General features: G+C 44.5%; 9 protein-coding genes. 1 reads left to right on the forward strand and 8 read right to left on the reverse strand.

The features are described 5' to 3' along the window. Positions 1 to 182: 182 nt before the first annotated feature. Positions 183 to 5,210, reverse strand: coding sequence for a golvesin C-terminal-like domain-containing protein (locus tag AC4PM4_RS05345; RefSeq protein ID WP_161490552.1), 5,028 nt, complete (start codon positions 5,208 to 5,210; stop codon positions 183 to 185). A gap of 7 nt (positions 5,211 to 5,217) precedes the next feature. On the opposite strand from AC4PM4_RS05345, the gene AC4PM4_RS05350 reads away from it, so the two are divergent. Then, positions 5,218 to 5,454 carry a hypothetical protein gene (locus AC4PM4_RS05350; protein WP_491612930.1) on the forward strand — a complete coding sequence of 79 codons (237 nt, stop codon included), beginning with the start codon at positions 5,218 to 5,220 and terminating at the stop codon, positions 5,452 to 5,454. A 54-nt stretch (positions 5,455 to 5,508) separates the two neighbouring features. Here the strand turns inward: AC4PM4_RS05350 and AC4PM4_RS05355 are convergent, their stop codons facing one another. The 7 genes from AC4PM4_RS05355 to AC4PM4_RS05385 form a co-directional block, all read right to left on the reverse strand. Continuing rightward, a complete protein-coding gene (locus tag AC4PM4_RS05355) occupies positions 5,509 to 6,717 on the reverse strand; it encodes an SGNH/GDSL hydrolase family protein (protein ID WP_491612931.1) in 1,209 nt (402 codons plus the stop codon). Between the two features lie 17 nt (positions 6,718 to 6,734). Then, a complete protein-coding gene (locus tag AC4PM4_RS05360) occupies positions 6,735 to 8,966 on the reverse strand; it encodes an FAD-dependent oxidoreductase (RefSeq protein ID WP_063563711.1) in 2,232 nt (743 codons plus the stop codon). 84 nt (positions 8,967 to 9,050) lie between these two features. Continuing rightward, positions 9,051 to 10,673, reverse strand: a complete 1,623-nt coding sequence (locus AC4PM4_RS05365) for a response regulator transcription factor (RefSeq protein WP_063563710.1) — start codon at positions 10,671 to 10,673, stop codon at positions 9,051 to 9,053. Beyond that, positions 10,673 to 12,340 carry a sensor histidine kinase gene (locus AC4PM4_RS05370; protein WP_240321317.1) on the reverse strand — a complete coding sequence of 556 codons (1,668 nt, stop codon included), beginning with the start codon at positions 12,338 to 12,340 and terminating at the stop codon, positions 10,673 to 10,675. The genes AC4PM4_RS05365 and AC4PM4_RS05370 overlap by 1 nt, the downstream gene beginning before the upstream one ends. 162 nt (positions 12,341 to 12,502) lie before the next feature. Next, positions 12,503 to 14,089, reverse strand: a complete 1,587-nt coding sequence (locus AC4PM4_RS05375) for an extracellular solute-binding protein (RefSeq protein ID WP_063563708.1) — start codon at positions 14,087 to 14,089, stop codon at positions 12,503 to 12,505. A gap of 64 nt (positions 14,090 to 14,153) precedes the next feature. After that, the gene (locus AC4PM4_RS05380; RefSeq protein WP_063563707.1) at positions 14,154 to 15,023 is read right to left on the reverse strand and encodes a carbohydrate ABC transporter permease; all 870 of its coding nucleotides are present in this window, start codon (positions 15,021 to 15,023) and stop codon (positions 14,154 to 14,156) included. Positions 15,024 to 15,036: 13 nt separating this feature from the next. Then, positions 15,037 to 15,984, reverse strand: a complete 948-nt coding sequence (locus AC4PM4_RS05385) for an ABC transporter permease (protein WP_053781115.1) — start codon at positions 15,982 to 15,984, stop codon at positions 15,037 to 15,039. Positions 15,985 to 16,023: the final 39 nt, after the last annotated feature.

The following is a 16,023-nucleotide window of genomic DNA, read 5'->3' on the forward strand; positions in this document are numbered from 1 at the left end:
AGCATTTGCAAAAAGGAGCGCCTTCAATGGGAACATGTTCTTGTCCCCCGACCAAAAAAGCCGAATGGATTGTTCTCATCCACTCAGCTTTTAGGGTAATTTCACAATAATTTGTATAGCATCACCTCAATAACTCACAAGTACAACTAACTGCATCATGTAAGCCTGTCGCAACACCGCTATTATTCAGAAAGTATCGGTTCACCTGGCTCCTCATTTGCAAGCAGCTCTGAACCATCAGAATGCCGTTCGAACATAACTGCGTCAACTCTCGTATAGATCATATCGGCAGGAAGCGTTGGCGGGTCTACGGTTGTAGGAGTAACCCTGGTTAACCGGACATACTCGCTACCGTCACCCGTAAAGTCGAACGTTCCTAGATTAACCCAACCCGATGAGCCGATCGTTGCATCGATATAGGTGACCTCGGTACCCGTCTTATGCTTCACTTCCACTTTGACATTATTATCATTTCCCGTCGTATGGACGAGCTTGTAGATCGCGACTGTATATTTCCCCTCTGGAAACTGGCCTTTCCACGTTGCGGATGATCCTTGAACTGTAGAGTAACGGGACTTAACCCCAATTTTGTATCCGGCTAAATTACTTTGACTCCAAGAGCCTTCTGTCGTGTATAACCCAGTTGTATTTGTACTATCGACGATAACCGTTAGGTCCTTGATCGTGATGTTCAAAGGTGGTGTGGTTAAGGTCACTCCGTCAATCGTGACAGTAGCCCATACCTCAATGTGATCCGTGTCCCCATCGAGATTAAGAAGGGTCAACACCCCACTGCTATCCACTTCGGCCAGATCCGTACGATCAACGAAATACTGCACATCGGCCTGTGTTAAATCACCGATCAAACCGTTATCCAAATAGCCGGTTACGCTCAGCTGTGCGGTTTGAGTCATCTGCAGCTCGTTCCGATCAGACAGGATCACAGCAGACTCCAATTGCGGTACCCTGTTCGGGTCCACCCACATGATCGCATCGGCAATGACCCTGGACTTGTTGGCTTTATTGGTTAGTTCCACGTACCCACTATCGCCTGCAGCAAAAGGATAATCCCCTAGGTGCACCCAAGTACCATTCGCCGCTGTCTCATCAACAGTAACCGTCTCGGAGCCCCCGCTATAATAAACAGTAAAAGAAGCATTCGTTGCCCAATTTTCACTCGCAGCGGTGATTTGCGGAATCTTGTAATACACACTGTAAGTGACACTTTCCGGCAGCTCAGGCCGCCATCTCATTTTGCTTGTCGCGTTGCCGGCCGTAGATTTGGCATACACATAGTTATCATAGTAATAGTTGTCAGCCGTCGTATCCCTTATCCAGACGCCTTCTGTCTCCGCCTCCGTATTATCCACAATGATAGATGAACTCTCCTGCCCATCGGGTTGGACTGGAGTTTCCGTTACCTCATCAGGCAGATAGAGTGTCCGCTTACGGGTCTGTTTCCCCTCCGATTCCACGTAATACGTGAAAGTTTGGGATAAATCATTCACCCGTATCGACCATTCCATTGGGTATATCGTATCTGGGATGGTCGTGTACGTGGCCCCTCCATCCAAGGAATAATGAATGGTCGCGGGTTTCGTCGTTTTGGCCTGCACATAAGCATCATAGACCGTTTCGTCGGGCTTAACCATCAGCATGCCTTTAACAGCATCAATTGGACTGTGGGTATCAAAGAAATAGCTTGCATCCGATAGTTCAGCCGTTCTAACCTGATGCAGCGGCACATCAATGTTAAGTCCTTCTACAATGATCGCGGTGATGCCCTTGCCTGAAACCGTGGCTTGAATGATTCCGCCACTCATAACTGCTTGCTCTGGTGTACCATTGTCGCGGATGATCGTTACGGTATAATCCTGTGTCGGGTTGAATCCAATGATTTGTTCATTCAATTCGATCGGAGTCTGAACTTCTTCTGACGATGCATTGCTTAGCCCGATGTAGAATTTATCACCGCTCTCACCCGTTATCCAATTCAATTGAGGATGGTTGGTCTTAATAATCCCCTTGGGCATCCAAAGCCAAACGTCGGAATTACCATAAAATTGACCTGGTTTATTCCCATAGAGGTGATATTTGAACCATAAAAAATTCGTTTCAAATACGGAAGGAAATGTAATGCTTCCATTCGATTTTAATGATTGTTCGCTGATCAAATAATCCATCGTTTGCCCAAGCTGCCCCGGAATATGGTGGTAATAGATGGATGTAGCCCCGCTGGGGCCTTCCAGAGGAAAGTCCGGTTCAAGTTGGCTAACGGCGAAGCCTTTATAGTAATAACCTGGATAACTGGAATATCTGCCAATAACCGCATTATGAGCAATATCCTGCAGCAGTTTATCCCCTGTATAGAGCGACAATCTCAGCATGAATGGAGCTTCCTGAGCGTTCATCCGATAATAGCCGGTTGTACTTCCTGCTTCAAACGTCAATCCGCTCGGTGAAACAAGCCAACGATCCGCCTGAACGCCTCCGGCTATATCTTCTGGAAGCTTGAGCCTAGGATATTGAAATTTACCACTTTCCGGCCAATGGAACGACTCTGCGTAATTATACGTCTCAGGCTGAGGAATCGTAACGTTACCTTCAGGAACTGGACGAGCAACGAACATGGTTGCATACCGTTTGGCTTCCTTATAAGCGGCATTCAAGTATTTGGGATCCTGAGTTTCCTCATAAAGCTCCAAGATCTCCATCCACAGCTTGCTATAATAATAAATGAACTCATTTTTACTCACATCTACGGTTGCAGGCGTATCGATATATTGCAAGATATAACTATCGGCTGCATCCTTGGCAGCCTGCAAATACTGCGCCTCTCCTGTCATACGATACATCATCAGGGGTTGAATGACAGGCCCCCGGTCTTTCTGGTCCGGGTCTCGCATGAGGTACTCTTCCTGTGCCAGCGCCCCAATTCCTGCCGAAGTGCCCATCATCTGATTGACGGCGGCTACGCTTGAAACATCGAACGGCAGAGTAGCCATTTTCCATAAGGAAGGCACACCGTATACTTTCTTCTGCGTCGGCGACCAACCGATACCATTTCGCGATACGCCATACTGGACGGACGGCAGTGCTCTCGTATCGTAAAGCTGGTCATCCCCAGTCAAATAGTAAGCCCCCAAAAGAACCGCATTCGAGCTTGTTCGGACGCTATCCTCGTTTTCGATATCAATAAATCCCTTGGCACGGCTCCACCACCCGCTGGGTGACGGGACATAATTAACAGAGTCGTCCCCTTGCGGCTCAATCTTAAGTAAATCGATCATATTGAACATCGCGTCAGTAAGCGACTGATCTGACACATTTTCGCGGTATGCTGAATAACCGTACTCATTGCGAAGAATATCCGCGTAGGATTCATACAGATTGCTTTTTTGAGCGATTAGCCCCATATGAAATTGATAAGTGCTCTCTGCGGTCATTTGCGAATAAGTTCCTAATTGAGGCGCATACAAGATTGGCTGCACGCTGCCTTCGTTGTTGACCAGGCTCATGCCAAGCCGTTGTTTCGTAACGCCTCCCGTCGGTTCAAATTCAACCGGAAGCTCTGCCGAAGGTACAAATACACCATACGTTAATGGATTTCCCGAACCATCATTTTTCTCAACCAGGCTCATCGGAGCGCTCAGCTCTCTCAAGCTTGTTGATTCCACTGTACCTACCATTTTGGCATGTGACCTGAATCCATTTAACACTTCATTGATGCCCGAGACTGCCTCTGTTGTGAAGGACTGATATCCAATCACATAATTGCCGTCGCGACGAGGCGTAAAGGCGAAAGAAACATCTGGTTTTTCCCCTGCCATGGACCAGTTCACTTCAAAATCGTAATCACTGCCATGCGTAGAATCGGTTAACACCGCCGTGTGGTTATCGGGAAAATGGACCCCATCGAATGTAATCCAGCGTTTGTTCATCGTATCGTAGTAATTGGTTCGGCTGCCCGCATTCCCATCTAATAAAACCCATTGCTCCTCAAGTCTTTCCGATACGTTATTGATTGGCGTCCAGTTTCCCGTGTCCGTGTTCTTATAGAACATGTCACGAACGATGGATTTACCCCCATCCCATGCTGCCTCATAGAAGGTCGCCTTATAGTTAGCATTTTCGATGCTGCCTTTTTCCGTATAACTGAGATTCGCTAATGTGCGGCTCCGCAGCGGGGGCAAGGGTGGTGCTTGCTGCCGGATATTTCCTTCGAACTTGACTGCATCGGCCCGAGTAATAATCGTACCCGTCGTAGGTTGCGTTCGAGTCAGCCTGACAAATTCGCTATCATCACCACTAAACTCATACTCCCCCAGATCCACCCATCCAACCGATGGACCTGACGAAGGTCTAAGATCCATAAACTTAACATCCGTAATCCCGTTATGAACAATCTCAATCTTCACATTACTATCTGCTTTATCCGCCCAATCCAGCTTATAGAACGATATTTTCGCCGTCCCTGCTTCCAAGCGCGGATTCCATGTGATAGTTCTACCTACAGCATCCGTATATTTGGAACTGGAATTATTGTATCCCTTTACTCCTGCGCTTGTGGTCCAATAAGGAGCGGAGAACCCGTTATTGACATTGCCTGAATCAACAGTGACGACATTATCAATTGTGAGGCTTCCATCATCAATGATGATCGTCTTATGTGGTTCTTTCTGCTTTATATTCCCTTCGAACTTGACCGCATCCGCACGCGTAAGGATCGTGTTCGTGGTGCCCGCAGACCGGGTCAATTTAACGAATTCTTCACCAACTCCGGAAAAATAGTACTCTCCCAAATCAACCCAACCAGCTGGAGCGCCAGATGAGGGTCTTAGATCCATAAAGACTACATCCGTCGTTCCATTATGAATAATTTCGATTTTCACATTGCTATCAGCCTTATCCGCCCAATCCAGCTTATAGAAAGATATTTTCGCCGTTCCTGCTTCCAAGCGTGGGTTCCATGTTATCGTTCTGCCTGCTGTACTCGTATATTGGGTGCTGGAAAGATCATACCCCTTCACCCCTGTGCTTGTGGTCCAATTTGGAGCCGAATATCCATTGTTCTCGTTACCCGCATCAGGTGTCACAACATCATTAATCTTAATGCTCCCGTCATCGATGATAATGGTCTGATAAGGTAAGGTCTCCGCATAAGCGGCCCTTATTCCGATCAGGCTGGAAGGAACTACTATCGTCAACATGAAAACGATGAAGAAAAAAAGCTTCCTTTTGACCATACAACTCACAGCCTCTCCTATTAATGATAACGCTTCCAAAAAAAGATTACCCTTTGCTCAAATGATCGTGAAAAAGGAATTAACCTTAGCCTTCTGGCTAATCCCGCTCTGTCGTTTCTATCTTAGCATGTCACATCACCGTGAAATTTCTTTCATTTTAAGAATTTCTTATACGATTTTAAGTAAAAAAAAGAAACCTACATCCTAATTGAGCGCTCATTGCAGTCAGATAGAATATAGGTCTTCCAAGTAGACCAATCAATTATAATGGCGGCTGCACCAATAGCAACTTCCCAAGCTGAATGACCGTATGATCATACCAAGCCGGATGTTGTCGAACATGTTCCATACCTCTTTCATTGCCACTTGCCTCAAACACGGCCGCTTTGTCTGTCTTCTTGTGATCGATTTCGAAGCGAACCGTATGTTTCCCATTCGGTAGCTCCGGTAAGTAAACATATTGATTTCGATTATGATCGTTATATGAAGTGAATCGATCGATAAGGAAGGGTTCACCCTCATCCACCGTCACCTTCAATCTGCCGGAATCCGGCCCCCCAATATCGAATAATCCGATGTGGGTTCCCTCAAACTCCACTGTGATCGTCTCTCCGGGATCGACTGCTCGCCATAGACCGGGGAACAACCATTCATACTCGCGCACTAAAGGAAAATCATCAGGGGTCATGTAAGACCACCCCTCGGAAAAATGAGTAAGACTATCCAGTGGCAGCATGGTTGCATACTCCCAAGGATTGGCCGGGACCAATGGATCCTGCGGCAAGTGATGTTCGACTTTTCCTACGTGATCTCGAAGCTCTCTGATTTTCTCAAACGACCGGGTGATTGTATCCGTGTAAATCTGATGTCCTTCGGGAATCGTTGGATGGATCGAATCATGCGTAAAAATAACGGCTCCGGGAATAGATACGTCTGCTCTTAAGGTGAAAATGAGCTTTCCTTCCAAAACCAATTGACTGACTGCTACGCCCAGATGAATCGAAGGAATGCCGTAATAGTCAGCGACTTCCTCTTGCATACGAGCGCCCTTCTGGTATTGGCCCGATTGAAATGAGGTCAAATCCCGTTCCTTAACCGTATACACAAACAGAATATCGGTAAACCGGCTGTGCTTGTGAATCTGTCGGACGATGCCTTCGATCCGCGCCTTGGATTCGGGAACTCCGCCATCGTTACCAACAAATTCAACAAACACTAGATCAGGCTGATGACGCAGTACATCTGTCTCCAAACGGGCGCAGCCGAGGTCCGATCCTGTCCCATCAATGCCTGCGTTCACAGAGCGGATATCTGCATGCGGATATTGCCCTCGCAGCCAATCCGCCGTCATGACCCTGTATCCTTTAGAACGTGTATTACTGCCGCCAAAATAGACAATTGTTACTGTTTCCCCATTTTCCAACTTTTGAATGACATTAGGCAGCCCTCTTCGAGGGAAAAATTCCTTCATCGTGACTTCACCCGCCCTCACTTAGCGTTTTTAGGAGCAAAAAATTTGACAGCAAATACTTCATAATAAGGCGAACCATACGTTGCACAGAAATCAAACCGGATTTGGGTTACACCTTTTGCATGCACCTGATGTTTATTCAACGAAAGATAATTTCCGCGGACTTTAATTTCACTCTTTGTTCCGTCCTCTAACGTTAAGGTCACATCATAATCCTGGATCAGTGGCTCGATTGGATCGTCGAAATGCTCCAAATTCAGCTGCGAATTGAAGACAAGATGGATTTCATCCAGATTTTTGGGGCCTGCAAAACCAAATTCCAACCATTCCTGTCCTTCTGTACGTTCCGAAATCCAACCGTTTGGCAGACCATAAGGTCTGGAGAAACCATTGACGACATTCGCGGGATTATACATATCCTGGGATGGTTTCAGATCCTTGAAGCAAATGCTCTTATTAAGCTTCTTCAGCCTGGACGGCTCTTCCGGTTTATAAAAGAAGCTCACCACTCCAGTCATTTTCTCTTCATTCGTGTGTATCGAAAGGCTCTCTGAACCTTCCAATACGATGTAGACCTTGTCATCAGCCGGTTTCTCGCAGCCCAGTTCCAGCGTGATCCATTCATCGTAACCCGCTGAAATAAGCAAGGGATATTTTTTCAACTCGCTGGCGGGAATATAGTTTTCCTTCCGCTCCCCGCCAAATAGCTTCACTTGCAACATTTCCGAATGCTCGGATCTATTTTTAATTTTGATCTGCACACTTTCAGCTACGGATGTCTGAATTGGCAAGACCAAACATAACGCTTTCTCCAAGGAGATCTCTTCAGTTGGATGAAGATGTTCATAGCTTCGCTGAGACGAGGCACGAATCGTTAAGCCGTCAGCAAAATAAGGATCCAACTGCTCTTGAAACCCTACAATCGTTTGCCCGTCTCGAAGCAGCTGCGTCTGAAGCTCATCCATATGCGCTTTGACGATGTCCGCGGGGTCTGTATCATATTTTACGCATAACGCAGCAGCCGTTCCTACCGCCTGCCCCATACAACCACAGGTTGCCATCACCCTTGTAGACCCGAAAGCCACATGGGTAGCGCTTATATTGCGGCCAGCGAACATGAGATTGGGAATATTACGTGAAAATAAGCTGCGGAAAGGGATATTATACAACCCCGGCACAAAATTCCAAGCTGTAGCCGGCCCTTCATCGTAAATGCCTTTATTCGCATGCAGATCCATATACCAGCCTCCGACGGATACAGCATCTTCGAAGTGAGTCTTTGCTGTAAGATCGTTCTGAGACAGCATGTGCTCCCCGATAAACCGTCTTGACTCCCGCTTTCCCGGAATCGGGCATACATAATCCAAGATGAGATTGTCTACATCATCAAACTCACCGCTATTTTTGATATAATCCCATATCCCGTACACCAATTTCCGCAGTTCCAATGCGATGTCTTCATTATTCTTGATAATATCCATATGACCGCCGTATTCCAGCCACCACAATCCGCCAAGCCCGTTGATTTTCCTTGGAAAAGACCGATGGTTTAATCCTTTTCTGATACTATCGAAAAACTCCAGCTTCGTGATATCATACGCAAAGCCAGGCCTTTTGTAAGGAACGGCATAGTTTACGTCACGGGCTTGAAACAGAATCGTATCGCCCATCGTGTAATGATCCGCCACTTCTGGAGCGAGCTCCTCCTTGTATTCATGCTTCGCTTCTCTTCCCCATCGGAAGTCAGCACCTGCTTGGTATCCAACTATTCCATCACCGGAGCAATCAATATAGGTTGGGCTTTCAAAACGAAATTTTCTTTCGGAAGCTAATTGAAGACCCTCCACCCATTGAATTCTGCCGTTCTCCATGCCCGTTTCATGTACACATGTATTCAGAAACAGAGAAATGTTAGGCTCATCATAAACCATGTCGAGCAAGACCGTATCCGAAAGCGAAAGCATAAGCTTCTTGTTGTATAACGGATTATAATGAAAGATCTTCAGCTTGAGTTCTTCTACCAACCCGCCCTCGCGGGCATAATAGGATGGACTATTTCCGAGATATGCCGACCCGTTGATATGAACTCTGACCTCGCTGCTCGCATTTCCCCCAAGCACCGGCCGATCATTAATAAGTGAAACCTGCAGACCTTGGCGTGCAGCCGCAATGGCAGCGCATATCCCTGCAATACCTCCACCTACGACGGTTACATCTGCTTTCATAAGCTCCATTTTGATAACCTCCATGATTAGATGCTCCTATCATGGTAATAGTTTTGGCTCCTTTTTTTTTACAGGATTTCGCGAAAAAATCATACATTTTTTGCATCCTTATTTGGATTCGTACCGTGTCATTTTTATCCGATATTGCTTAGGTGTATCACCCGTATATTCTTTAAACAGTTTGCAAAAGTAACCTTCATTGACGATGCCTACTTCCTCGCACAATTCCAATAAAGAATAATCCCGGACGTTTAACAACTCGAGAGCAAGATGGATTTTTTTACGGTTGATGTAGCTGATCACGCCTTCGCTCATTGTTTTTTTGAATAAGCTGCTAAAATACGATGGCGCTAGATTCACTTCCTCCGCAATTGCCTCCAACGTTAAGCGTTGTTTCAGGTTTTTCTCGATAAAATGCATAGCACTCATGATTTCTGCACGATGTAATAGTTGGCCCGCGTGTACGTATTCGAATGTGAAGTCACCAATATAGGCAAGCTGCTCCTGAAAAGCCATAAATTCCATGGGGAAGTCTGGGACTTCCGTGGCCATCTTGTTCCCTGATTTAAACTTTACGGTAATGTCTCTGTACAAGTCTCTAATCATGGGCGCCATGATGGACTTGTGGATTTTATGGTCCGAAACAAATTGAGACAGATCGGCAAGTGCATTCTCCAGCTCTTCCTTGGAAATCTTCCTTTTCATCCGTATAAGAAAATCAGCCAGCTTCTGCTGAAAGTCTGCTTTTTTGTCATTATCGTATTGGAACCGATGCATCGGTGTTTTCACTACTTTTTCTGTATGATAATAGAAATCCTCACTCACATTTTTAGCTTCCGTGTATGCCTGTTTGATCGATTCCCAGCCTCGGTGTGGACCACCAAAAGCGACGGATACCCTTTGATTCAAATATTGATGCAAATGAGAGACGATCTGCCCTCCCAGTGATAGGCAAGCATATTCCGTTTCCATATCACTGCGGTTATTTTCCCAGGATAGAAAGCCAATAAAACGATTATCGGACAGATCCGCAGCTACCCCACTGCCACCATTCATTACCGTTTCTTCGATGATATTCGTAATCGCATATTTCAAGATGTTTTGATCTGCGGCAGCGTATTCGTTGCGGAAACTTTCATACGTATTCATCTCAACGATGAAGCAGCAATAGTTGGCTTGAAAGAAATGGAACTGCATGCGATTAGCAAAATCCGATGCCCGATGAGAAGGAATTTCGCCTCTGATCAGTTCGTTGAAAAATTGCTTGCGCACTCTATATTTATTTTCAAGCACGGATACGTTTAACGATTGAAATTCCGCTTCTTTTTTCTTGAACTCATTTAAAATTCCGGCTGCCTTATCCAAAGCTCGATTCAAATCCGCTTCCCTCAGCGGAACCTTTACAATGTACTCCAATACGTTGGCTTGAATCGCTCGCTGGGCGTATTCAAAGGATGAATAGGCGGTCAAAAGTATGTATTGCGTATGGGGGAGCTCCGCCTTGAGCTGCTCAATCATGGAGATTCCGTCCATTCGCGGCATAACGATATCGGATATGACGATGTCCGGCTTAAGTTTTATGATCTCCTCGATCCCATTCTGCCCATTATTCGCTTTGCCCACTAGAACAAATCGCTTATCCCTATGAGAGAGTTCATTAAAAAACAATTCCAATCTTTGAATGATCAGGTCTTCATCGTCAACAATGAAGCAGGTATAATCTCTCACCATTATGCATCTCCTTTTTGCAATTCTGCCGGGAATACAGCGCGTATACGGGTTATTTCCTTAGGTATGCTAATGATTTGCAGTCCAAATTGATCGCCATAGTGAAGTCTTATTCGGCCATGAATATTATTTAGCCCGATTCTTTTCCTTTTTAATTCCATTTCACTCGGTTCTGAGATTAAAATATGCTTTATTTTATCAGCTGGAATTCCCTCGCCTTGATCAACAACTTCTATGATGACGATACCGTCCTCCCTGTACGCATGAATCGTAATCGGTCCCTCAATTCCCCCTCCGTTATAACCATGGAAGATGCTATTCTCCACAAGAGGCTGCAGCAGCATTCGAAAAACAGGAAAATCCATTAACCCTGCTTCGATATTTTCAATCAAGTGGAAGCTTCGGTTATACCGAATGTTCTGGATCTCGATATAGTCTGCTACATTGCGTAGTTCCTGACTTAAGGAAACCTTCTCTGAAGCATCGTCTATCCCGTATTCCAATAATGAAATGAGCGATCCGATCACCACATCTACTTTCTCTATTTGTCCGAGACGTATAACGTTGCTGATCGAACCAAGTGTGTTATACAGAAAATGAGGGTTAATTTGAGACTGTAGCACCTGGATTTCCAACTTCCGCTCAAGTTCATTATGAAGTTCCGCTCGCCGAATCAGTTCCACAATTTGCTGCAGCATACGATCGAATGCTCGTGAAAGATCTCCAAACTCATCGTTTCGATTAACCGTAATTGTCGTTGTGAGTAAGCCTTGCTCCACTTGCTTCATTTTTGTTTTGAGTGTATAGAGTGGTTTCCTTATATATTTGGCAACCAAAAAAGAAATGATCAAACTTAAGAGAAGACCTGCAGCTAAAAGCTCAATATAATAGGTTTCTAATCTGGACAAAGCTGCTTTCAAGCGTGATTCATCATTGATTGAGATGATGGTCCAGTTGAATTTCTCCGTCGGTTTTTTTAGAAGGGAGACCGGAATGCCATCCATGGTATGCAGTTGAAGACTTGTTTCTGTCGTATCCAGGATTTGTTCAGCTGACGTTTCCCCGATTGAAAACGTATGATCTTGAATATTCAGTAGTCCTTTATTTTCAGAAAATCCGGCAATGATTTTACCTGAAGCTGTAATCAGAGCCAGATTCATTTGTTCTTGTTTATTAATCTTGAACAAGGTTTCTTCAATGGCATTTAGATCCAAGTCAACCGCAATGGCCATTGGAAACGAAGCGCCGTTCAGATATCGAACCATCGTAACGGTCCAGCCGGAATACTTCGATTTGTAAGGTTCACTAACAAAAGTAGTCCTTCTGTTCTTGTCAGCCGCATCAAACAAAGGTGCTCTTTCAGATAAAGGTTCATCGAATATTCGGGTAGCTGTACTTCCGCCTAGAATGGATAAATCACTTTTGATCAAATAGATATTACTGACGTAATTACTATTGAGTTCATACAGTTCTCTTAATTGCTTTTTAATCACTTCCGCATTGTCAATATTGGCTTTCACTGATGTTTCGACTGAGAAGAGAATCGTCTGGAAGGAGGAAAAATTCACAGTGAAGTACTGGTCTACCTTGTCAAGGATTTGGTTGGTGTAAAAAATGTCATTGGTTCTTATTTCCTTTTGGACATAGCGATAAGACAATTGGCTTATCAAGATGATGCAACCTAATACAAACGCAAACACGAGAAAAAATAATTTTAAAGGTAAGCTGATTCTTCTTCGCATCGATCATCTTCCTTTTAGTTCCGTTTTAAACTAAGAATAGCATATGATAATAAAGAGAGGGGCTACGAATAGCCACTCTCTCCGTTTATTTTACTTGATAAGGCCGGCCTCTTTAAATTGCTTGATTGCTGTTTCCTTATATTTCTGCATGTCAAACTTAGTATCCAACGTTTGGAGAAAATTGTCCCAGTTCGAAAGAGGTTCTTTGCCCGTCATAAATTTAACTAAGCTTTCATTAATGAAACGAGTTCGGTCAGCATCCAAAGTATCGTTGGGGTCTGGAGTCAATAAATTTCCGGGCAACGTTGGCCCCACATATTGCTGATTGTCCTTGAAAGCCTCCGCCGTCTTAGGATTCTGGAAGCTGAAGTACTCCGCATCATCACCACGGCGCGGCATTCTATAATGATCGACCCACAGGTACTTCTCTTTCATTTCCTTCGATAACTCGGAGGTTTTATTTTTGATCTTGCCGTCCACCACATCCCAATGAATACCTTTAATTCCGTATGCAAAGTTAGGATAAGCTTCTTCGTCTGTAAAGAGATAATTCAGCATGGACAAGATCCGAATGATTTTGTCTTTATCCGCTTTCGCGGAAATGGCCCATGAATTACCTTGGAATGATTTTCTTTCTACAATTTGATCCCCGTAAGGACCTTTCATCGGAGGAATGACGATCCATTCCGGCACCTCGCCACTAATCTCTTTCATTTTCTGCTGATAATCCGGCTCCAGCCTACGGGCATCTCTGATCATGAAGCCAACTTTACCCTTAAACATCTTTTGGTCCAACAGATCAGGTGAATTCATCGTCACCCAGTCTGGGTCTACCACGTTGGCGGCCATCATTTTGTTAATGTAAGCAAGCGCCTCTTTCATTTTGGGATCGATAAACAGAAATACCGGTTCATTATCTTTTATCTCAACGGCCGAAGGAGGATTGACACCAAACATCCACATCAAGCTATCGAAGCCATAGGTTTGCAGATTACCTTCTTTATTCATACCGCCGATAAATCCGTACGTATCGTTTTTACCATTCCCGTCCGGATCTTTCTCTGTAAAGGCTTTCATAACTTCGAACAACTCATCCGGTGTCGTTGGTACCTCCATATTCAGCTTTTTCAGCCAATCATTGCGGATGAAGAAGCTTCGACTGATACCGTTAACATTATCATAGCCTGGAACTCCAATCGTTTTTCCTTGATAGGACATTGCATCCCATGAGTCGTTGCCAAACCGTTTCTTTAATTCAGGGAATTGATCCAGATACGGTGTCAAATCCGCAAGAACGCCTTGGTCGTAATATTGCGCGAGATCAGCCCGACTCTTCAAGAAGATCAAATCTGGAATATCTCCGCCTGCAATGAGTGTATTCAGTTTGGTTGTTGCTTGCCCAGCTTGAGGAATCATCATATCCAAGTCGATGTTCATCTCTTTTTCCAACATTTGACGTTGAACATCTTCATCACGTGGAGGTACCGGAGCAGCAGCGTTGAAAGTGCCTTGGTTAAACATTGAGATTTTCATTTTGGTTGCAAACTGGCCAGACTGCCCTTGCGAATTACCCGAAGCTGTCGATGTAACTTCTTCATTTCCCCCACATCCTGACAGTAGCGTTCCCAATCCTAAGATTGCCGACAGAATAGCAAATGAAATCTTCTTACGCTGCATATTGACCTCTCCTTTGCTTGTATATTATCACGGTTTCCCCGTAATAAGTTAGGTTGGAACACTTTTAACCTTTAACGGATCCCAAGAGCACACCTTTGGTAAAATGCTTTTGTAAAAATGGGTAAACGATTAAAATCGGAATCGTAGTCACAACAACTGTAGCCATCTGCACAGCGAACGTACTTACAGCTCCGGAATTGGCGAGCGACTCAGCGCTTTGTGTTGCGACGTTAAGCAGGATGTTGCGCAAGACTACTTGAAGCGGCATGAGGTTGGAATCATTGATATAAACAATAGCATCAAAATAACTGTTCCAATGCCCCACTGCGTAAAATAAAGAAATGGTGGAAATGACGGGCAAAGACAGTGGTAAAATGATCCGCCATAACGATTGAAGTTCACTTGCACCATCAACCCTCGCTGATTCCTCAATTTCACCAGGCAATTGCTCGAAAAAGCCTTTAATGATCACCAGATTAAATGCACTAATGAGATTTGGAATAATCAATACCCACGGACTGTTTAGCAACCCCAAAGAGCGAATTAGTAGATAAGTCGGAATTAACCCCCCACTGAACATCATGGTAAACACAATGAATAGTAAAAACGGACTGCGTCCCGGCAAATATTTTTTGGATAACGGATAAGCTGCTAAGACCGTAAATAACACATTAAGCACCGTGCCTACAATCGTTCGAAACAACGTAATTTTATACGCCTGCCAGATCCCATGAGAAATGAACACTTCTTTATAGGCCAGAAAGGTAAAAGATTCTGGTATAATCACAATCCCTCTTCTTAACACTTCCGATTCTGGCGTCACGGAGACAGCAATCACATACAGAAAGGGTAGTAAGCAAAGTAGTGATAAGAAAATAAGAATCACATAAACGACGGATTGCCAGACTTTTTCCCCGATTGTCAAATTGATCATTTTAAAAACCACCTCACCAAATTTGCCCATCGAATTTTTTGGCGAGCTTATTGGCTGCCAAAACTAAACCAAATCCAATGACAGCTTTAAACAATCCTACAGCAGTAGCCAAGCCAATCTTAAGACGCTCCAACCCTTCACGGTATACCCATGTGTCGATAATGTCGATCTTCTCCTGGTTAAAGGTGTTGGCAAACATGAATATTTGGTCAAAGCCAGCATCCAGAATATGGCTTAATTTAAGAATCAGCATCAGAATAATGACTCCTCGAATGCCGGGTAAAGTGATATGCCAGAGCTGTCTCCATTTGGAAGCGCCATCCATTCGAGCCGCTTCATATAAGCTTGGATCAATACCTGCTAATGCGGCGAGGTACAAAATCGCTCCCCATCCAATGTCCTTCCAAATTTCAGATGCGATGACCAGCAGTCTCCCCCAAGCAGGCTCCGTTAGAAATGAAATGGGCTGAAAACCACTTTCCTTCAAAATCATATTAAAAAGGCCATCACCTGGGGCTAATAAGGCTACCATCAATCCATATACAATGACCCAAGACAGAAAGTGGGGTAAATAAGTAATGGTCTGTACGATTTTCTTAAACCATTGGGTATGAACTTCATTGAGCAGTAAAGCAAGTAAGATGGGAGCGGAAAAACCGAACAATAGCTTATAGAGCGAAATAACAATCGTATTTTTCATGATGTCCCAGAAATAAACGCCGTTCATAAAATCCGTAAAATTTTTGAATCCCACCCACGGGCTATCCCAAACGCCCAAAGCCAGGTTGTAGTTTTTAAAAGCAATCAATATTCCCGCCATAGGAATGTATTTGAATACGGCAAAATAAATTAAGGCCGGTAATAAGAGAGCATACATCACTTTATATTTTTGGATCGTCCTTATCCATGACTTCCGCTTTTTGGAGAGGGGAATGGCGTCCGCTGCCAATTTCACTTGCATATCATCACCTCGTCTTTGTTTGTATTTGTATATTAGCAC

Source organism: Paenibacillus sp. MDV22-iso6 (genome assembly GCF_058408365.1).